This is a genomic window from Kribbella sp. NPDC055110 (assembly GCF_053607525.1).
In genome coordinates this window covers 230,293-248,715 of the sequence record NZ_JBSGTS010000003.1, presented here as the reverse complement: position 1 = coordinate 248,715, position 18,423 = coordinate 230,293, and the positions used below count along the sequence as shown (strand labels likewise).

The window sequence follows — 18,423 nt, the reverse complement described above, 5'->3', positions numbered from 1 at the left end:
CTCTTGCTAGAGGCAACTGAGCTGCACGTCGAGTTCCCCGGCCGCGGCGGCCGCCGGGCGCGGGCTGTCGACGGCGTCAACCTGTCTGTCGGCGCCGGCGAGATCGTCGCACTGGTCGGCGAATCGGGCTGCGGCAAGACCACGCTCGCCCGCACGCTGCTCGGGCTGGAGCGTCCCACCTCCGGCAAGATCTCGTACGACGGAACGCCGCTGAGCTACTCCGGCCGCGCGCTGAAGGCGTTTCGTCGTCAGGTCCAACTGGTCCTCCAAGACCCGATGGGATCCCTGAACCCACGCCACACCGTGTACGAGGCGGTTGCCGAAGGCCCCCGGATCCACGGCCTGCCGGACGAGGAGGCCGTGGTGTCGTCGGCTCTGGCGCGGGCCGGTCTACGGCCGCCGGAACGCTTTTTCCAGCGTTTTCCGCACGAGCTGAGTGGTGGCCAGCGCCAACGCGTCGTGATCGCCGGCGCGCTCGCGCTCGACCCCAAGGTGCTGATCGCCGACGAGCCGGTAGCGTCTCTGGATGCCTCGGTGCGTGGCGAGATCCTCTCGCTGTTGCTTCGCCTGCGTGACGACCTCGGACTGTCCGCGCTCGTCGTCACCCACGACCTCGGCCTGGCCTGGAACATCGCCGACCGGGTCGCCGTCATGTACCTGGGCCGCATCGTCGAGTCCGGTCCCACCGAGGACGTCCTGACGAACCCGCAACACCCTTATACGCAAGCGCTTCTGAGCGTTCTTCCCGAATCACCGAACCGCATCGTCCTCACCGGCGAACCCCCGGACCCGACCCGCATCCCCACCGGCTGTCGCTTCCACCCCCGCTGCCAACTCGTCGCCGCCGGCAAGGGCGCCGACGCCTGCACCACCACTCCACTTGCCATCCTTCCGGCCATCACCCAGCCGCAGGTCTCCTGCCATCTGGTTCCAGCTGTTGACAATAGTTAACAACTGATAGAACTATTGCGGTATGGCGGAAGATCAGGTGGATCGGTTCTTCGAGGTGCTGGCTGATCCGACGCGCCGGCAGGTTGTGCAACTGCTGGGTGAAGGACCGCAGCGGGCTGGTCAGTTGGCGCAGGCGACCGGGGCGTCGTCGCCTGCGATGAGCCGGCACCTGCGGATCCTGCTCGAAGCCGGGCTGGTCGCCGACGAGCGGGTCCCGGACGACGCCCGGGTCCGCGTGTTCCGCCTCAACCCCGAGCCCGTCGTCGCCGTCCAGGCCTGGCTCGACCAGGTCCAGGCCCACTGGCGCGACCAATTGGGCTCCTTCAAACGCCACGTCGAGGGCAAGCGTCACGTCGAGCAGAAAGGGAAGTCCGATGACTGAACCGTCCGCGACCGCATCGGTCGAGGTTGCTGTCGATCCGGCGACTGCGTTCGAGATCTTCACCGAGGAGATCGATCTGTGGTGGGTGCGCGGCCCGATCAACTTCTTCGACGCCGCCCGCGCCACCGCGATGCAGATCGAGCCCGGCGTCGGCGGCCGCATCCTCGAGGTGTACTCGCCGCCCGACGATGTGCTCGAGCTCGGCAGGATCACCGACTGGACGCCGGGCGCGCTGTTCGCCTATCGCAGTTCGGTCGACGACACCGAGACCCGCATCGACTTCGAGGCGTACGACGGCGGCACCCGCGTGACCGTCGTACAGTCGCTCGTCACCGGTGGCGAGAAGGCCTTCTACTTCTGGCCGAACGTCATCCACTGGCTCCCGGCCTGGGCCGAACGGCGCGATCACGCGTCCCGGACGCCGCGCGAACTGGACCGGCTCGCGATCGCCTTGTACTACGAGGATCCCGCCGCCGCGGCCCGCTGGCTGCACACGGTCTTCGGCCTGGATTCGTGGGACAAGATCCCGGCCGAGGGCACCGACCCGTCCTGGATCGAGCTGCAGGTCGGCACCCGCGCGATCCTGCTCTTCAAGCTGACGGAGAAGCGCATCGCGCAACTGGACCACGGCGTCTGGGTGTACGTCGACGATCTCGACGCCCATTTCGCGCACAGTCAGGAGAACGGCGCGAAGATCCTCTCGGACATCCACCAGCACGGATACCGTTGCTACGAAGCCGAGGACCTGGAGGGCCACCAGTGGACGTTCGCTCAGGCCCGTCCCACGATGGCGTGACCGAACACCCGCTCAGCGGAGGCCGTCTGACGCCCGGGGTGGTGCGTGTCGCCGACACGGTACGCCGCCCCGGGTCGGATCGCTCCGCGTTCACCGCGAACCTCCTGCAACTCCTGGAGGAACGGGGCTTCAGGGCCGTCCCGAAGTACCTGGGCCAGGACGAGACCGGCCGCGACATTCTCACGTACCTGGACGGCTGGGTGCCGTCGAGATACCAACTCTGGTCCGACCAACAAGTCGCCGCCGCAGGTGCACTGCTCCGCGCCTTCCACGACGCCACTCGCGACAGCGACCTCGCCGCGGGCCAACCGGTCGTCTGCCACCACGATCCCGCCCCCACGAACTGCGTCTTCACCGACGACCTCCCAGCAGCCCTGATCGACTTCGACCTGGCCGCCCCGGGCGATCCCCTGGAAGACCTCGGGTACGCCGCCTGGACCTGGTGCATCGCGTCCAAACACAACGACCCCGCACGCCAAGCCCACCAGGTCCGCGTCCTGACCGACGGCTACGACCTGCCGACGGCAGACCGCCCCGGCCTGATCCCGGCCGTCCTGTCCCGCCTGCTGTGGAATGTCGACTTCTGGACCAAAAGGACCTGTGCAGAAGCCGCCGAGCGCATCGCCTGGTCCTACCGCGAGCACGCCTTCACCACTGCCCACCGCGACATCTTCGAGTTAGCGCTGGCCTAGAGGCGGCCGTCCTGCTCGGCCTGCGGCCTCTCGACTGCGGCGAGTAGCTCGTGCATCGTCGACGACGGATTGTTGTCCGGAAACTGGCTGTCGTTGCCCCGGTGCAGATTGGCGAGTCGTGCGGCTCGATCGCAGGCATCGTGCCGCAGCTGCATGTACTTCGCACCGTCGATTCGTTTGCCGGGACGACCGTCGAGTCGACGGCTGATCGTCTCCGCACCATGGGTGTGCAGGAACGCCGCCTGGTCCTGGAAATGCAGAATCAGCCACAACTCGAAGCACGGGTTCGATATCGCGACGCGGACTCCTTCGGCTGCAGCGATCCGCAGCGCCCGTTCCAGGTGCGGATGATGTTGCGGCCACTCGACGTCGAAGACGCACCAGCACTCGTCTATCTCGGCATCGCGCCGCCGACGCTGAACAGCTTTTTGTACCAAATCCAGAGGAAGGCCTGGGGTCGGATCGATCACCAGGCTGATCGCAGTGTTGCTGCGGATCTCCGGCAGCCGTTTGAGGGCGTTGAGATAGTCCGGCTCGGAGGCCTCGCCCTCGCAGAAGATCAGAATGGTCTTGCGCTCGGGACGGCTCGCTGACCTGCGCCGCAGATCCTTCGAGCCCCCGCGGCGAGCCGTCATCAGGCGATCAAACCGATAGCGCGAAGAAGTTCCGTGCGATCAGTGTCGGGAAGCGCTCCAAACCTGCCGTGGAGATAGGCCTTCTCCAGATTGACCGACGCTCTGACTCGCTCACCGGCAAACTCTGCGAGCGCGCCGAGCCGGGTCGCGCCGTCATCGGCTTTCTCCGTCAGCCAGACCTCATCACGGTTGAGGTGGTTGAGCAAGCTTGTGTCATGGGTTGTGAAGACAAGCTGTGCATCTCGTGGATTCGTCGCCGGATCCTGGAACAATGCGATGACTTCCTGTGACAGCGTCGGATGCAGGCTTGCGTCCAACTCGTCGAACAGGAGCAGTGATCCTTGTTTCAAGGCCATCAGCAGCGGGCCGATCATCCGGAACCACGTTCGGGTACCCGATGACTCAGCGGCGAAGTCGAGAGGGACTGCGCCGGCACCCGTTCGATGTGTCAACAAGAGTCGCCGCGTGCGTCCGCGCCGCGGTGTCCCCCGCAGCGTTGAGTCCGCCTCGTCCGCAGCGACGACTCCGTCGATCCCGAGATCCGCCAAACGTAGTAAGGCGAGCCCTTGCGCCCTGTCAGCATCGTCGAATCTACTCGGATCGCTCATCTCGAAGAGTGCCTCCTGACCGAACTCTGACTCGGGTTCGAACAGGCTGTCGGTCGATCGCCACTCCGCTGGTGCCGACCTGCCGCGCGACGGCAGGCCGAGTGTCTGGACCCGCAGGAGTTCGGTGGCGAAGTCTGACACCAGCGGCTCGTCGAATCGTCTCGCGATCGACAGGGCAAGCGTGCGCTCTGTCAACAACTCTCTTGTTCCTGAGAGGTTGCCCAAGCCTCGTTGAAGCTTGAGCTCGCCACCTTCGCGCTCGAAGATACGTCGCCGCTTCTTTTCGGGGTAGTGGAACAAACCCTCGTACGCTACGGCCCGCCGGTCGAGTTCGACCAGATATTCGAACCGGACACCGTGAATCACAGCCTCGACGGTGAATTGTGAGAGCCGGTCAGAGCTACCAGCGAAGGCGAATGGCTCGATCGGGATCGTCTCGTCCCAGACATGCAACGAGTCTTGTACTGCGTCTCGTATCCACTTGAATGCCGCGATGATGTTGGACTTGCCGGACGCGTTAGGCCCGAAGATCGCAGCCACATGAAGCAGGCTCTCGCCCAGGTTCGGCACCTCTCGCGCCGCCTCGCGGGCCGAGTCGAGCGCAACCATCGACAGTTCGACCGGCTCCAGGATCGAGCGGAAGTTAGCGGCTTCGAAGCGGATCAGCATGTCGGGTCCTTACGTCGCAGACTGCAAGTATAGCGCCAGTTTCGTCCAAGAATCGCAAAATGATCCAGTTGTCCGCGGTCAAGGAAGCGGCCATGCTGGCGACCGCGGAATTGACGGGGTATCCACGGGCGAGGCTTAGAGCCGACCGGCCTTCTTCAGTGCGAGGTAGGTGTCTGCGAGTGCGGGGGCGATGTGGTCCGGGGTTTCGTCGACGACGGTGACGCCGGCTCGGGTGAGGGTGGCGGTCAGGCGGTCTCGGTCGAGGCGGGTGCGCGCGGCGGAGGCAGCGCCGTACACGTCCAGCAGGTCGCCGCGGGCGGCTTCGAGTTCGGTGAGGCGAGGGTCGGCCACGGATGCGAGCAGTACGACGTGGCGTCGCAGCAGTGGGCCGATGACGGGCAGCAGGGACTCCTCGATCACCGCCGGGTCGAGGCCGGTGAGGAGGACGACGAGGGAGCGCTGCCCCAACCGCTCCAGCACCTGTGACACGACGATGCGGAAGTCGGTCTGCACGAGCTCGGCCTCGACGTTCGCCAGCGCGTTCACGAACGACGGCAGCACGTCTTGCGGCGCCGGCCGCCGTACGTCCGCCCGTACTGCGGAATCGCAAGCCAGCAAGGAGACGCGGTCGCCGGCACGGGTCGCGAGAGCGGCCAGCAGTAGCGCCGCGTCCATCGCGTGGTCCAGGCGTGGCGCATCGCCGACGCGGCCCGCGGAGAGCCGTCCGGAGTCGATCACGATCACTACCTGCCGGTCCCGCTCCGGTCGCCAGGTCCGCAGTACGACGTTCCCGCGCCGCGCCGTCGCACGCCAGTCGATGCTCCGTACGTCGTCACCGGGCACGTAGTCCCGTAGCGAGTCGAACTCCGTGCCCTGCCCGCGCACCAGCAACGCCGTACGCCCGTCCAGCTCCCGCAACCGGGCCAGCCGTGACGGCAGGTGCTTCCGGCTCTTGAACGGCGGCAGCGCCCGCAACGTCCAGGCCACCTCATGCGACCCCTGCCGCCCGGCGAACCCCAAGGGGCCAACGGACCGCACAGTCACCCGGAACGCGTGCCGGTCACCCCGGCGCGTCGGGAGGAGATGTGTCGTCAGCCGCCGCCGCTCGCCCGACGGCAGGTCCAGCTTGTGCGGCGGATCCAGTACGCCGGCAGACGGCGGCCACGCGTCCCGCAGCAACCCGCGCACTCGCCGTCCCGGGTTGGTGATCAGCAGGTTCACCGCAGCCTGCTCACCCAGCCGTACGGCGTTGTCGCCCTCCCGACTGAACTGGAGCCGACGCGGCGACCCAGCCAGCAGTATGTCAACCAGACACACCACCAGCACCGCAGCAACGACCACACCGACACCAGCCCACGACGGCATCACCAGAGCGACGAACACCACTCCAGCTGCAGCCAGGACGCCGGCTCGGCCAGTCAGAACCATCAGCGTGGCACCGGCACCGTCGCGAGCACGCTCTCCAGCACCGCGTCTGCGCTGACACCCTCCAGCTCAGCCTCCGGCCGCACCTGTACTCGATGCCGAAGGCAAGGACGCGCCATCGCCTTCACGTCGTCCGGGATGACGTAGTCGCGGCCCGACAGCCACGCCCACGCGCGGGAGACCGCCATCAGCGCCGTGGCACCACGCGGCGAGACACCCAGCTGCAGCGAAGGCGACTGGCGCGTTGCGCGGCACAGGTCGACGACGTAGGCCAGCACGTCGTCCCGGACCGCAACCCGGCGTACGGCGTTCTGTCCGGCCAGCAAGTCCTCCGGGCCGGCCACCGGGCGCAACCCAGCCGCCTCCAGGTCCCGCGGGTCGAAGCCCTGCGCGTGCCGAGCGAGTACGGCGATCTCAGCGTCGCGGGGCGGGATGTCCAGCGTGACCTTCAGCAGGAACCGGTCCAGCTGAGCCTCGGGCAGCGGGTACGTGCCCTCGTACTCCACCGGGTTCTGGGTGGCGGCCACGACGAACGGCACCGGCAGCTTGCGCGGCTCGCCGTCGACAGTGACCTGCCGCTCCTCCATTGCCTCCAGCAACGCCGCCTGTGTCTTCGGCGGCGTCCGGTTGATCTCGTCCGCCAGCAGGATGTTCGTGAACACAGGTCCCGGCCGGAACTCGAACTCGCTCGTCTTCGCGTCGTACACCAGCGACCCGGTCACGTCTCCCGGCATCAGGTCCGGGGTGAACTGAACGCGCTTGGTGTCCAGCCGCATCGCCATGGACAGCGCACGCACCATCAGCGTCTTCGCCGTACCGGGGACGCCCTCCAGCAGCACGTGGCCACGGCAGAGCAGGGCGAGTACCAGTGCGGTCACAGCAGTGTCCTGGCCGACCACCGCCTTGCCGATCTCGGTCCGGAGCGCGACCAGTGCCTGCCGGGCCTGGTCCGCGGTGACCTCGGTAGTCGTCACGGGTGTCGTACCTCCTGCGTCAGTACGTCGAGTTCCTGGGACAAGGACATCAGAGCGTCGTCAGTGAGCGGCGGCAGGCCGTAGAGCAGCTCGTACAGCATGGCGGGATCCCGGCCGGTCCGTGCGGCGACAGTCGCGACCACAGCCGACGGATCGGCCCGCCGCGGGATGCCGTGCGCCTCGTGCAGCTGGCCGAGCGCCGACTCGCGCAGGGCCGACGCAGCGCGGTCGCGGGCCCGTGAGCGTCGGTAGAGCCGCGCCCTGCCCTCAGTCGTCTCAGCCGCGTGCACGATCACCGGCAGCCGCTCTGCCACCACAGGGCCGAGCCGTCGCCCGCGCCAGATCGCTACCACCAGTACGGCGAACGCCAGCGCCCAGGCGATGTAGCGGACATCAGGTGGGATCAGCTGGGCGCTGCTCTCGCCGTTGGAGTCGGGGTAGTCCGACTCCCACTGCGGCACGTACCAGGTCAGATCCTGATGCGTGCCGAACAGGTTGAGCGCCAACGCCGCATTGCCGTCCTCAGCGAGTCGAGCGTTCATGAACGACGCCGGCGTACCGATGACGTCGACGAGCCTGTCACCGACCTGCAGCCGGATCACGGTGTTGTTGATGCCGTCGCCGTAACAGGTGGTCGCTCCCTCGGGAGCGGAGTACGTCGGCCCGTTGACGGTGACCGTACCGGCCTTCACCGCGGCTGGAAGCTCACAACCGGGCTGACGGCTACGGGCGGCCAGCGAGCTGCCCGTGAGCCGCACACCGGGCGCCAGCGCCTCCAAAGCGCGGCTGCCGGGCCGAATCAGGATGACGTGGCTCCACTGCGCCTGTGCGATCCGCTGCCAGTCCCCGTCGTCCAGCGAGCCACCGGGCCCGATGAGGAGCGCACTGCCGCCACCTGTCTGTACGGCGTCGTTCAGCGACTCAGTGCCGTGTACGCCGACGTTGTGGTCCTCCAGCAACGCTGCCAGCGCCCGTGCCCCGGTCGACTCGGTGGAGTCCGGGCTGAACTGTCCTGACGTGCGTGCGGACGTAGCGATCAGGACAACGATCGCAGCCAGTACGACCAACCCGGTGACGAGCAGCGGTGTCCGCAGTGCGCGCCAGCTCTCGCCGACACTCCGTCCGACCGGCGTGCTCATGCAGCCACCCGTGCAGTCCGCGCAGCGTCATCAGCAGCCACGACAACGGCGTACCGCTCCGGTGTCCCCGGGCGGTTGCCGTAGACAACCTCTGTGAAGACCAGTGCGGCCGGCTGCAGCGGCTCACGCAGTACAGGTGCCGCTCGCGACGCATCAGCGACCACCTCGTACGCCGTACGTCCGGCCCGGTCGTCCAGCACGGTCCGCTCGGTCAGCTCCGCTACGCACGCTCGGAAGCGGCTGCGGATCGCCAACGCGAAGTCCCCGGACGCAGCCTCCCGTTCGGCGAGTGCGCGGTACTCCGCAGCGCTCTGCGGCCTGGTGGTGTCGAAAACGGCCTGGGCCTTCGCTCTACGGCTGGTGCGCAGTACGCCGGACCGCCAGAGCACCACGATGACGACCAGGACCAGCAGACCGATCAGCATGGTCAGACCGGCGCGGCCGTTGGGTGACGAGCCGGAGAGACTGTTCAGCAGGTCTCCGATCCAGTCCACCACCTTGCCGATGGCCCTCTCGATCAGTGAGCCGGAGTCCCGGTACGCGGACTTGGACAGCTCCTTGGCCGCCTCCTGAGCGGCCTGGTCCCGGTCGATGTCGACCGGCGGCTCCAGCGGGAAGTGGATCACGCCGTCTCCTCGAGCCGCAGCGCCGGCCGCATCCACAGGTCGAGACCTTCCCGGCGGACCCGGAGGTCGAGATAGATCAGGGCCTGTACGGCGGACATGAACGCGAGGCTCGCGACCAGCGTCATCAGCGTCGCGATCCCCGCCGCCACGGCCAGCACGATCGTCACCACCACGGCTCCCGTGCTGTCACTCAGGCCGGCCCACGAGCCGGCGGTGATGATCAGCGCGCTGATCCCGAACTGCAGCGCCTGCCCGATGATGTTCACCACCAGCCCGCCGAACAGCAGGATCCCGAACACCCGCCAGAACTTGCCCTTCACCAGCTGCCATGACCGCCGCAGCGCGCCCCAGACCCCCACCCGGACCGGGATGTAGAGCCCGATGTCCGGTGCGTGCTTGCCCTCCATCAGCACGACTGTCCCCGCGAGCACCAGCCGGATGCCGAAGATCAGCACCAGGATGCCGCCGACGAACATCATCGCCAGCGCCGCGGCCCCGGCCGCCTCGGAGGAGATCGCGGCGTCCGTTCCGGCGCCGATACCGAGCACGGCGAGCCCCCAGCCGCCGATCAGCAGCATGAACGACAGCGACTGGACCAGACCGACAGCAGCCAGTGCCGGGAACGCAGGTCGTACCAGCCGCATCAGCTCGCGTGGACCGGCCCGGTGCGCCAGCTGACTCCGCACCGCGGCCAGAGCGATGATCCCGGCCAGCATGCTCGACACCACCGAGAAGAGCGCCACCTGTACGCCGTACGTGAGCAAAAGAGCCGCACCGGCCTGCTCGAACGGGTCCTCCGCCCCGAAGAACCCACCGAGCCCACCTGGTACGGCGACCTCGGTCAGAACGGCCTGCACCGCGACCAGCGCGATCCCGGCCAGTACCGGCAGGCCCAGCATGATCGTCTTGTTGTCGGAGATGGTCCGGGCGGCGTTGTCGAGCAGGTCCGCCGGTAGCCACGGCCGCAGCGGCTCGGCCGCCACGTCGTCGTGCAGGCGCATGTTCTGGTCGGCCACTGCGTACCTCCTCTCCCGATGAATCGCCCGGTGAACCGTCGTACCGGTCGGCCCGTGAGTTGTGGTGAACCCCCGCAGTGCACCATGATCCCGGATGATCACAGCCCAACTCGGGGTCACACGGCGATCCGGCGTGTGCAGTACCGGGGGAATGGGACACTATCCGTAGTGCGTACGGTCTGGCAGGCGCCGGGCGCACCCCGAGCAGTCGAATCGGTCGGCAGCGGACGGCAAGGAGCTAAGGGCGTGGCAGACGGTAACCGGACGATGCGGGGCCGCATCCTCATCGTCGACGACGACACAGCGTTGTCGGAGATGCTCAGCATCGTGCTGCGCAACGAGGGCTACGACACGTATCTGGTCGCAACCGGTGACAAGGCAGTACCGGCGTTCCGGGAGTTCAAGCCCGATCTCCTGCTGCTCGACCTGATGCTGCCCGGAATGGACGGCATCGACGTCTGCCGGGCGATCCGGGCCGAGTCCGGGGTGCCGATCGTGATGCTGACCGCCAAGAGCGACACCGTCGACGTGGTGCTCGGGCTGGAGTCGGGCGCCGACGACTATGTGGTCAAGCCGTTCAAGCCGAAGGAGCTGGTGGCCCGGATCCGGGCCCGGCTGCGCCGGATGGACGAGCCCGGTCCGGAGTCACTGACCATCGGCGACCTGACCATCGACGTCGCCGGCCACTCGGTGAAGCGGGCCGGCGAGACGATCCAGCTGACGCCGCTGGAGTTCGACCTGCTGGTCTGCCTGGCGTCGAAGCCCTGGCAGGTGTTCACCCGCGAGGTGCTGCTGGAGCAGGTCTGGGGCTACCGGCACGCCGCCGACACCCGGCTGGTGAACGTGCACGTCCAGCGGCTGCGCTCCAAGATCGAGAAGGACCCTGAGCACCCGGAGATCGTGGTCACGGTCCGCGGGGTCGGATACAAGGCGGGTGCGGACTGATCGAGTACGGACGCGGCCAAGAGTCGCAGGCTGCCGCCGAGGACCAGGTGGTGGACCCCGGTACCGAGGTACACACCGGACAGATCGCCGACCACCAGGGCGCGCAGCCGACGGCACCGCCCGAGCAGAAGGCGGCCGAATCCCGCGGGACGGAACTGGCACTGACCGTCCCCGCGGTGGATTGGTCTGCCCAGCCGCAGCCGCTGTGGCGGACCCACCCGAAGCACTGGCCGGACATCTGGCGGCGGTCCATCCAGGCCCGGATCGTCACCGGCACGCTGCTGATGTCGACGCTGGTCCTGATCCTGGTCGGCTGGGTGATGATGAGCCAGGTCACCGACGGTGTCCTGGAGTCCCGCCGTGGCAGCGCCCAGGCCGAGGTCCGCGCGCAGCTGCAGCAGCTCTCCGCGACGATCGACGCCGCCAACCGCAACACCGTCAACCAGGAGCTGTCCAAGCTGGTCCTCGGCTCCAACCGCCCGGGCCTCTACGACGTCCTGCTGGTGCCGACCGACCAGGCGGCGTCCAACGCGATCCGCTACACCGGTCTGGTCGACAGCGACTCGATCCCGCAGGCGCTGGCCTCCTCCGTGGTGAGTGACGGCTCCAAGCTGTGGGACACGTACACGCAGATCAACTACCGGGAGAGCCCGAGCGTCCCGGGCCTGGTGATCGGCTCGCAGATCCGCATCGACTCCACTGGCGACAAGTACGCGATCTACTTCCTGTTCCCGCTCACTGCGCAGCAGGAGACGCTGGACGTCGTACAGCGGGCCCTGTTCACCGCAGGTCTGTTGCTGATCGTCCTGCTCGGTGCTGTGGCCTGGCTGGTCACCCGGCAGGTCGTGACCCCGGTGCGGATGGCACGGCGGATCGCTGAGCGTCTCGCGGCCGGCAAGCTCGAGGAGCGGATGCAGGTCCGCGGCACCGACGACCTGGCGCGGCTGGCGGTGTCGTTCAACAAGATGGCGTCCAACCTGCAGCGGCAGATCCGCCGGTTGGAGGAGCTGTCGCGGCTGCAGCGCCGGTTCGTGTCGGACGTGTCCCACGAGCTGCGTACGCCGCTGACCACGGTCCGGATGGCTGCCGACCTGCTGCACGAGAGCCGTGACCAGTTCGACCCGATCAGCCGCCGCTCGGTGGAGCTCCTGCAGAACGAGCTCAACCGGTTCGAGGAGCTGCTCGCCGACCTGCTCGAGATCAGCCGGTTCGACGCCGGAGCGGCCGCCCTGGACCTGGAGGACGTCGACCTGCGCGACATCGTCAACCGGGTCCTGGAGAACCACGAGACGTTGCTGGAGCGCAAGGGCTGCCCGGTCGAGCTGGACATGCCGAGACCGTGCAAGGCCAAGGTCGACTCCCGCCGGATCGAGCGGATCCTGCGCAACCTGATCGGCAACGCGATCGAGCACAGCGAGGGCCTGCCGATCCGGATCAGCACGGCGTACGACGACGACGCTGCCGCGGTGGCCGTCCGCGACCACGGGGTCGGGTTCCGTCCCGAGGAGGCGGAGATGGTGTTCAGCCGGTTCTGGCGGGCCGACCCGGCCCGGGCCCGGACCACGGGTGGCACCGGCCTCGGCCTGTCGATCGCGCTCGAGGACGCCCGGCTGCACGGCGGCCGCCTGGACGCGTGGGGCTCGCCCGGCGACGGCGCGTACTTCCGGTTGACGCTGCCGCGTCGCCCGGACGTTGCGCTCACCGGCTCGCCGCTGCCGCCGCGTCCGCCCGACGCGACCCGGGTCGTCACCGAGCTCGTCGACGTCGGTGCGCCGTACCAGAAGCTGAGCGGCGGTGAGGAGCTGTGAGACGCCGGCTGATCGGTGTCCTGCTGGCCGTGGCGCTGCTCGGCGGCTGCGCGACCGTGCCGACCAAGGGCACCATCCGCAACGGCGAACGGCAGGGGCTCGCGCCGGACCTGGGTGGCGTCGGCGTCGAGGCGAAGCCGCCGCGGGCGAACATCGACGACATGGCCATCGTCAGCGGCTTCCTGGAGGCCATGTCGGACTCCCAGGCGTACGACGTCGCGCGCCAGTACATGACCCCGGAGGCCGCGGGGGAGTGGAAGCCCGAGTCGCAGACCGTGGTGTACGACCAGCGGCCGGAGTCGCTGACCCGGAAGGGTGACGGGATCCAGCTGACCGCCCACAAGATCGCCACCATCGGCGAGCGCGGCGAGTGGATCCCGGCGGCCGCGAGCGACAAGGCCGACTTCTTCTTCAAGCTCAAGAAGGTCGACGGGCAGTTCCGCGTCGACACGGTGCCGCCGGGCGCGTACCTGGGCAGCAACCAGGTCGACCTGAAACTCGCTCCCCGGGACCTGTACTTCTTCAACCAGTCCCGGGACCTGCTGGTGCCGGACCAGGTCTGGCTGCCGCAGAACCTCCCGTCCGGCCAGGCCGCGACGCAGCTGATCCAGGAGCTGCTGAAGGGTCCGACCACCCGGCTGGGCAACGGCGTGGTGTCTATCGCGCCGCCCGGCACCGAAGTCCAGGTGTCGGTCCCGGTGGACCTCGGTGTGGCCACCGTGGCGCTGAACGACGCGGCCGGATCGCTCCGGGACCAGGACCGACGGCTGCTGGCGGCGCAGATCGTCTGGACGCTCAACCAGCTCAACCTCCGCGCCAAGATCACCGTCGGCGGTGCACCGCTGCTTCCGGACGAGCCGGAGGTGCTGCCGTTCGCCAACTTCAGCGCGTACGACCCGCAGACGACGGCCGGTGCGATGACCAAGCTGTACGGTCTGCTGGGGCAGAAGCCGCAGCGGATCGTCGGACTGGACGGAGCGTCGGACATCTCCGCCCAGCCGCTGAACGCAGGCCCGCTGGCGCTCTACAAGGCACAGTCCTTCGCGGTCACGCTGTCGGGTGACGCCGGTGCGATTGTGACCGCCGACGGGCGCCATGTCGTCTACGGAAAGCTGGAGCCGGCCGACAACGCCGGCAAGGCGTCCGAGATCAAGGTCGAGGGGAAGACCTTGCCGCCGAGCTTCGACGGCCAGGACAACGTGTGGTTCCTGGACAGGGCCGACAGCGAGGACCCGCGGCTGCGCGTCCGCGACGACGACGGTCGCGTCAATCTGGTCGAGACCGACTTCAAGGGAGACACCCCGGTCGCCCTGCGGATGGCTCCGGACGGTGTCCGGGCGCTGCTGGTGATGCACAGCGCAACCACGAAGCAGAACTATGTCGAGACCGCGACGGTCCAGACCGCGAAGGGCGGCAAGCAGCTGATGCTGGGCGCGTTCCGGCCGCTGCGGCTGGCGCTGACCAACATCACCGACGCGGCCTGGGACAAGCAGGGCATCATCGTGATCGGGACCGACAACGCGGCGCCACAGGCCTGGCTGGTCAGCACCGACGGGTCGAGCCTGCAGCTGCTGCCCGGCGCGGCGCCGGGCTTCGTCCCCGAGCACGTCGCGTCGAACACCCACAAGGACACGCTGCCGGTGATCCAGGACGACGCCGGCCGCATCCACTGGCTCAGCAAGGACCTGGGGTGGGTGTCCATGGACGCCGACAACAGCCAGGCCACGATCATCCCCACCTACCCCGGCTGAGCCAGTTGTCCACAGGCTCCGGCTCGCGCGGTTGCGGGGGCCGCGGCCGATCGTGGACCGTGAGGTGGTGCGCGGGTGGGACGGGTTCGTGGACCTGGTGCTCGGCGGGCGGTGCGCAGGCTGCACCCGGCCTGGCGTCACTCTCTGTGGTGGTTGCCGTCGGCTACTGACCGAACTGACTCCGTTCCGTGCATGGCCCGACCCGAGTCCACCCGGTCTCGCGCCCCCGACCGCCGCCGCGCCGTACGCCGGGGAGCTCCGGAACCTGATCCTCGCGCACAAGGAGCACGCCCGGTACGCCCTTGCCAGGCCACTCGGTGAGCTGCTCGCGAACGTCGTACGGGCGGCCCTCGACCAGCGCCGGGCGGCGTGGGTGTGTCCGGTGCCGTCGCCTCGGGCAACGGTCCGCAAGCGCGGGCACGATCCGCTCGGGCGGATTACGAAGACTGCCGTCAGATCCCTGCGCAGACAGGGAATCGACGCCCGGACAGCCGACGCGCTGCGGGTCGTGGGGCGGCCCGACGACCAGGCCGGGTTGTCCGCGGAACGCCGTACCGCGAACCTGGACGGGGCGTTCGGGCTGCGTTCGCGCTGGGCTGAAACGCTGATCGGTCAACCGGTCCTGCTGGTCGACGACGTGATCACCACCGGATCCACGCTCAGCGAAGCCTGCCGCGCCTTGGAATCCCGGGGAATCCAGGTCCTCGGCTGTGCGCTGCTGGCGGCCACCGCCCGGCAACCGGCGTCTGGTTCATGAGAACTTCTCTACCGGTTTTCGCCGAAGCCGACTAGCGTTGGCCTATGACACCCGCTAGGGCTTGTCGGGCAGTGGAGTGGTGGAGGACCGGATCAGCCGGATTCCTCGCCACGAGGTCCGACGGGTTCGACAGCGGGTGTTCTCGTTTCGGGCACCGTCACCACGAGCACGGGGGTCCGAACACGTAAAAGAGTCGCCGATCGATGGAGGTTTCCGTGGACGTCGTTGTCAAGGGTCATCACTGCGAGGTCAGTGACCGCTTCCGGCAGTACGTCGAGGAAAAACTCGAACGGATCGAGAAGGTCGATCACCGGGTACTGCGGTGCGAGGTGGAAGTCAGCCAGGAGAAGAACCCGCGACAGCACGATCGGGCGATGCGTGTCGAGCTCACCATGTACACCAAGGGTCCGGTGGTCCGCGCAGAGGCGTGCGGGGAGACCAAGCAGGCAGCGTTCGACGTCTGCCTGGACCGGCTCCGGTCCCAGGTCCGCAAGGCGGCCGACCGGCGTCGTGTGCACCGTGGTGAGCGAGCGCCGGAAGGCCTGCGGCACGTGAACGCGAAGCAGCCGCTCAACGGCAACGCACCTGTAGTGGAGGAACCAGTCGCCGAGGACGAGGTGGCGACGCACAAGTACGGATCTCTCCTGGTCACCGGCGAAGGACCGCTGGTGATGCGCGAGAAGACCCACACCGCCAAGCCGATGACCCTGGACCAGGCGCTCTACGAGCTCGAACTGGTCGGGCACGACTTCTACCTGTACGTCGACGCCGACGAGAACCAGCCGAGCGTCGTCTACCGCCGCCGCGGCTACGACTACGGCGTGATCCGGCTGGCCGTCTGAGACCTCAGGAGGTGACAGACGCCGGGCCGGGCAGATTGCCCGGCCCGGCGCTGTCCCGCGGTTACGTCAGCTGTCGATCTGCTGCTGTAGTGCGGCGGCGTACGTCGCGACCTCGGCGTACACGCCTGGGTTGCCGGCGTCCGCGCAGCCGACGCCCCAGGAGACGACGCCGAACAGGCGGCCGTTGAGGACCAGCGGGCCACCGGAGTCGCCCTGGCAGGAGTCCTTGCCGCCTTCCTCGTACCCGGCGCAGATCTCGCCGTCGGCGGTGTAGCCCTCGCTCGCGTACGCCTTCTGGCAGTACGCGTCACCCAGCACCGGTACGTCGACCTTCTGGAAGGTGTCCGCCGGGCCGGTGCCCTCGGTCTCGCCCCAGCCGTAGACGATCGACGCCGCGCCGGCCGCGTCGGCTGCCTTGTCGGTCTCCAGCGCCAGCGTGTCGACACCCTCGAACGGCGTCGCCAGCGTCATCACCGCGACGTCGTGAGCGGGCGACTTGCCGTACTCCGGGTCCACCCAAATGCTGCTGATCTTCGACTCCTGGCCGGTGGACTTGTCGCTCAGCACATCCCGGCCCTGGATCGCGGTGTAGGTGGACGCGGCCTCCTGTGCGCAGTGCGCCGCGGTGACGATCTTGTTCGCTTTCACCAGCGTCGAGCCGCACCACTCACCGGTCGGGTCGGGGGAGCCGCTGTTCGAGAGCTGGATGGCCCACGGGGTGTCGGCGGTGTGGGCGATGGTGCCGCCGACGATCCGGGTCTTGGGTACGTCGGGCGACTGCGCGGCGGATGCGGAGCCTGCGACGGCCACCGCACCTAGGGACGCCGCGGCCAGTACGCCGGCCGCGAGGGCAGCGCGGACCGCATGCTTCTTTCCTGTCATGCCTCACTCCAGGGTGATAGGGGCCGCACGGGCGGACGGCCTCATCGCAGGGTCCCCCGAACACCATCCGTAGCGCACCTCCCACTTTGGGTAACACCAGAGTTATGCCCGCCCTTCTTTGAGCCCCCACCAACCAAATGCGAGCCGTGGAAATGGTTGATGCGTGCTCAAAGACGGAGTGAGGGCGGATTGTCGGTGGGGCCCGGCAGAATCTGGGTATGACGACGCAGTTGCAGATCTCGACGGGTCAGGCGCGGCGGGTGGCGCTCGCGGCGCAGGGATTCATGGACCCGCGGCCCAAGGGCGTCCCCGACATGCGGGCGCTGACCCGGGTGCTGGGCCGCATCGGGCTGATCCAGATCGACTCGGTCAACGTGCTGAGCAGGACGCAGTACCTGCCGCTCTACTCCCGCCTCGGTCCGTATCCGCGCGATCTACTGGACCGCGCGGCCGGGAAGGCGCCGCGCCGTCTGGTGGAGTACTGGGCGCACGAGGCGTCGCTGATCCCGGTCGAGACGCACCCGCTGATGCGCTGGCGGATGGCCCGGGCGACGACCGAGGCGTGGGGCGGCCCGCGGTCGATCGCGAAGGAGCGGCCGGACCTGATCAAGCAGGTGCTCTCCGATGTCCGGAACCACGGTCCGCTGACCGCCCGCGAGATCGACGACGACGTCGAGCGGACCAAGGACAACTGGGGCTGGAACTGGTCCGACGTGAAGCGTGCTCTCGAGTTCCTGTTCTTCGCCGGCGAGATCACGGTCGCCCGCCGCAACCAGCAGTTCGAGCGGCTGTACGACGTACCGGAACGGGTGCTGCCTCGCGCGGTGGTCGAGACGCCGACACCGACGCTCGACGAGGCGCACCGCGGGCTGATCTCGATCGCGGCCCGGGCGCACGGGGTGGCCACCGCGCAGTGCCTGCGGGACTACTTCCGGACCGCGCCCGCTCCGACGCAGCAGGCGATCTCCGAGCTGGTCGAGGAGGGCGAGCTGCTCCCGGTCCGGATCGACGGCTGGAAGCGTCCGGCGTACCTGCATCGCGATGCGCGGCTGCCGCGCCGGGTGAACACGCGCGCCCTGGTCAGCCCGTTCGACTCGCTGGTGTACGAGCGCACCCGGACCGAAGTCCTTTTCGACTTCAGGTACCGGATCGAGATCTACGTCCCGGCCGAGAAACGCGTCCACGGGTACTACGTGCTGCCCTTCCTGCTCGGGGACCGGCTGGTCGCCCGGGTGGACCTCAAGGCCGACCGCCCCGGCGGTGTGCTGCTCGTCCAGTCGGCGCACGCGGAGCCGAAGGCGCCAGTGGAGACCGCCGAGGAGCTGGCAGCGGAGCTCGTCCAGCTGGCCGGGTGGCTCGGGCTGGACCAGGTCCGGGTGGCCGGCGGTGGTGACCTGTCGCCAGCGCTCAGTGACGCCCTGCGAGGATTCTGACAGACTGCTGGGAACTTTTCGGGCCGCCCGTGCGTGGGTCGGATAACGCCGGGGGCACGCTGCGGGCGTGGCTTGGCACACCCAGCCCCGTA

General features: G+C 68.4%; 18 protein-coding genes. 10 read left to right on the top strand and 8 right to left on the bottom strand.

The window, feature by feature from the left end; all coding sequences use genetic code 11:
* Positions 1-3 precede the first annotated feature (3 nt).
* The 4 genes from ACWF0M_RS07145 to ACWF0M_RS07130 are packed head-to-tail and all read left to right on the top strand — an operon-like array spanning position 4 to position 2,821.
* On the top strand, positions 4-951 hold the full coding sequence (locus tag ACWF0M_RS07145; protein WP_452234717.1) for an ABC transporter ATP-binding protein: 948 nt from the start codon (positions 4-6) through the stop codon (positions 949-951).
* A 22-nt stretch (positions 952-973) separates the two neighbouring features.
* Complete coding sequence (locus ACWF0M_RS07140) at positions 974-1,333, top strand: ArsR/SmtB family transcription factor (protein WP_452234716.1); 360 nt, start codon at positions 974-976, stop codon at positions 1,331-1,333.
* Positions 1,326-2,129 carry a VOC family protein gene (locus ACWF0M_RS07135; RefSeq protein WP_452234715.1) on the top strand — a complete coding sequence of 268 codons (804 nt, stop codon included), beginning with the start codon at positions 1,326-1,328 and terminating at the stop codon, positions 2,127-2,129. The genes ACWF0M_RS07140 and ACWF0M_RS07135 overlap by 8 nt, the downstream gene beginning before the upstream one ends.
* A gap of 41 nt (positions 2,130-2,170) precedes the next feature.
* Positions 2,171-2,821, top strand: coding sequence for a phosphotransferase (locus ACWF0M_RS07130; protein WP_452234714.1), 651 nt, complete (start codon positions 2,171-2,173; stop codon positions 2,819-2,821).
* On the opposite strand, the gene ACWF0M_RS07125 is transcribed toward ACWF0M_RS07130, so the two are convergent.
* The 7 genes from ACWF0M_RS07125 to ACWF0M_RS07095 all read right to left on the bottom strand — a co-directional run bounded on the left by ACWF0M_RS07125 (position 2,818) and on the right by ACWF0M_RS07095 (position 9,913).
* Positions 2,818-3,456, bottom strand: coding sequence for an RloB family protein (locus ACWF0M_RS07125; RefSeq protein WP_452234713.1), 639 nt, complete (start codon positions 3,454-3,456; stop codon positions 2,818-2,820). The two genes, ACWF0M_RS07130 and ACWF0M_RS07125, sit on opposite strands and share 4 nt — an antisense overlap.
* A complete protein-coding gene (locus ACWF0M_RS07120; RefSeq protein ID WP_452234712.1) occupies positions 3,456-4,733 on the bottom strand; it encodes an AAA family ATPase in 1,278 nt (425 codons plus the stop codon). The genes ACWF0M_RS07125 and ACWF0M_RS07120 overlap by 1 nt, the downstream gene beginning before the upstream one ends.
* Before the next feature lie 135 nt (positions 4,734-4,868).
* Complete coding sequence (locus tag ACWF0M_RS07115; RefSeq protein ID WP_452234711.1) at positions 4,869-6,161, bottom strand: DUF58 domain-containing protein; 1,293 nt, start codon at positions 6,159-6,161, stop codon at positions 4,869-4,871.
* Entirely contained in the window at positions 6,161-7,132 is a 972-nt protein-coding gene (locus tag ACWF0M_RS07110) for an AAA family ATPase (protein WP_452234710.1), read from the bottom strand. Before ACWF0M_RS07110 ends, ACWF0M_RS07115 begins: the two co-directional genes overlap by 1 nt.
* Entirely contained in the window at positions 7,129-8,271 is a 1,143-nt protein-coding gene (locus ACWF0M_RS07105; RefSeq protein ID WP_452234709.1) for a DUF4350 domain-containing protein, read from the bottom strand. The genes ACWF0M_RS07110 and ACWF0M_RS07105 overlap by 4 nt, the downstream gene beginning before the upstream one ends.
* Entirely contained in the window at positions 8,268-8,897 is a 630-nt protein-coding gene (locus tag ACWF0M_RS07100; protein WP_452234708.1) for a DUF4129 domain-containing protein, read from the bottom strand. The genes ACWF0M_RS07105 and ACWF0M_RS07100 overlap by 4 nt, the downstream gene beginning before the upstream one ends.
* A complete protein-coding gene (locus ACWF0M_RS07095) occupies positions 8,894-9,913 on the bottom strand; it encodes a hypothetical protein (protein WP_452234707.1) in 1,020 nt (339 codons plus the stop codon). Before ACWF0M_RS07095 ends, ACWF0M_RS07100 begins: the two co-directional genes overlap by 4 nt.
* A 267-nt stretch (positions 9,914-10,180) precedes the next feature.
* Here ACWF0M_RS07095 and mtrA point away from each other — a divergent pair, with 267 nt between their 5' ends.
* The 5 genes from mtrA (at position 10,181) to hpf (ending at position 16,016) form a co-directional block, all read left to right on the top strand.
* Positions 10,181-10,858 carry an MtrAB system response regulator MtrA gene (gene mtrA, locus ACWF0M_RS07090; RefSeq protein WP_130445425.1) on the top strand — a complete coding sequence of 226 codons (678 nt, stop codon included), beginning with the start codon at positions 10,181-10,183 and terminating at the stop codon, positions 10,856-10,858.
* Between the two features lie 50 nt (positions 10,859-10,908).
* Complete coding sequence (mtrB, locus tag ACWF0M_RS07085; RefSeq protein WP_452234706.1) at positions 10,909-12,666, top strand: MtrAB system histidine kinase MtrB; 1,758 nt, start codon at positions 10,909-10,911, stop codon at positions 12,664-12,666.
* A complete protein-coding gene (locus ACWF0M_RS07080; RefSeq protein ID WP_452234705.1) occupies positions 12,663-14,417 on the top strand; it encodes an LpqB family beta-propeller domain-containing protein in 1,755 nt (584 codons plus the stop codon). The genes mtrB and ACWF0M_RS07080 overlap by 4 nt, the downstream gene beginning before the upstream one ends.
* A 67-nt stretch (positions 14,418-14,484) precedes the next feature.
* A complete protein-coding gene (locus ACWF0M_RS07075) occupies positions 14,485-15,174 on the top strand; it encodes a ComF family protein (RefSeq protein ID WP_452234704.1) in 690 nt (229 codons plus the stop codon).
* 215 nt (positions 15,175-15,389) lie between these two features.
* Positions 15,390-16,016 (top strand): ribosome hibernation-promoting factor, HPF/YfiA family, encoded by a 627-nt coding sequence (gene hpf / locus ACWF0M_RS07070; RefSeq protein ID WP_452234703.1) that lies wholly within the window; start codon positions 15,390-15,392, stop codon positions 16,014-16,016.
* Between the two features lie 66 nt (positions 16,017-16,082).
* Here hpf and ACWF0M_RS07065 read toward each other — a convergent pair whose 3' ends face one another.
* On the bottom strand, positions 16,083-16,898 hold the full coding sequence (locus tag ACWF0M_RS07065) for a S1 family peptidase (protein ID WP_452234702.1): 816 nt from the start codon (positions 16,896-16,898) through the stop codon (positions 16,083-16,085).
* 218 nt (positions 16,899-17,116) lie between these two features.
* On the opposite strand from ACWF0M_RS07065, the gene ACWF0M_RS07060 reads away from it, so the two are divergent.
* On the top strand, positions 17,117-18,331 hold the full coding sequence (locus ACWF0M_RS07060; protein WP_452234701.1) for a winged helix-turn-helix domain-containing protein: 1,215 nt from the start codon (positions 17,117-17,119) through the stop codon (positions 18,329-18,331).
* Positions 18,332-18,423: the final 92 nt, after the last annotated feature.

Coding starts and splice junctions, on each gene's coding strand:
- ACWF0M_RS07140 (WP_452234716.1), top strand. CDS start 974: ATGGCGGAAGATCAGGTGGATCGGTTCTTCGAGGTGCTGGCTGATCCG.
- ACWF0M_RS07135 (WP_452234715.1), top strand. CDS start 1,326: ATGACTGAACCGTCCGCGACCGCATCGGTCGAGGTTGCTGTCGATCCG.
- ACWF0M_RS07125 (WP_452234713.1), bottom strand. CDS start 3,456: ATGACGGCTCGCCGCGGGGGCTCGAAGGATCTGCGGCGCAGGTCAGCG.
- ACWF0M_RS07120 (WP_452234712.1), bottom strand. CDS start 4,733: ATGCTGATCCGCTTCGAAGCCGCTAACTTCCGCTCGATCCTGGAGCCG.
- ACWF0M_RS07115 (WP_452234711.1), bottom strand. CDS start 6,161: ATGGTTCTGACTGGCCGAGCCGGCGTCCTGGCTGCAGCTGGAGTGGTG.
- ACWF0M_RS07105 (WP_452234709.1), bottom strand. CDS start 8,271: ATGAGCACGCCGGTCGGACGGAGTGTCGGCGAGAGCTGGCGCGCACTG.
- mtrA (WP_130445425.1), top strand. CDS start 10,181: ATGCGGGGCCGCATCCTCATCGTCGACGACGACACAGCGTTGTCGGAG.
- ACWF0M_RS07065 (WP_452234702.1), bottom strand. CDS start 16,898: ATGACAGGAAAGAAGCATGCGGTCCGCGCTGCCCTCGCGGCCGGCGTA.
- ACWF0M_RS07060 (WP_452234701.1), top strand. CDS start 17,117: ATGACGACGCAGTTGCAGATCTCGACGGGTCAGGCGCGGCGGGTGGCG.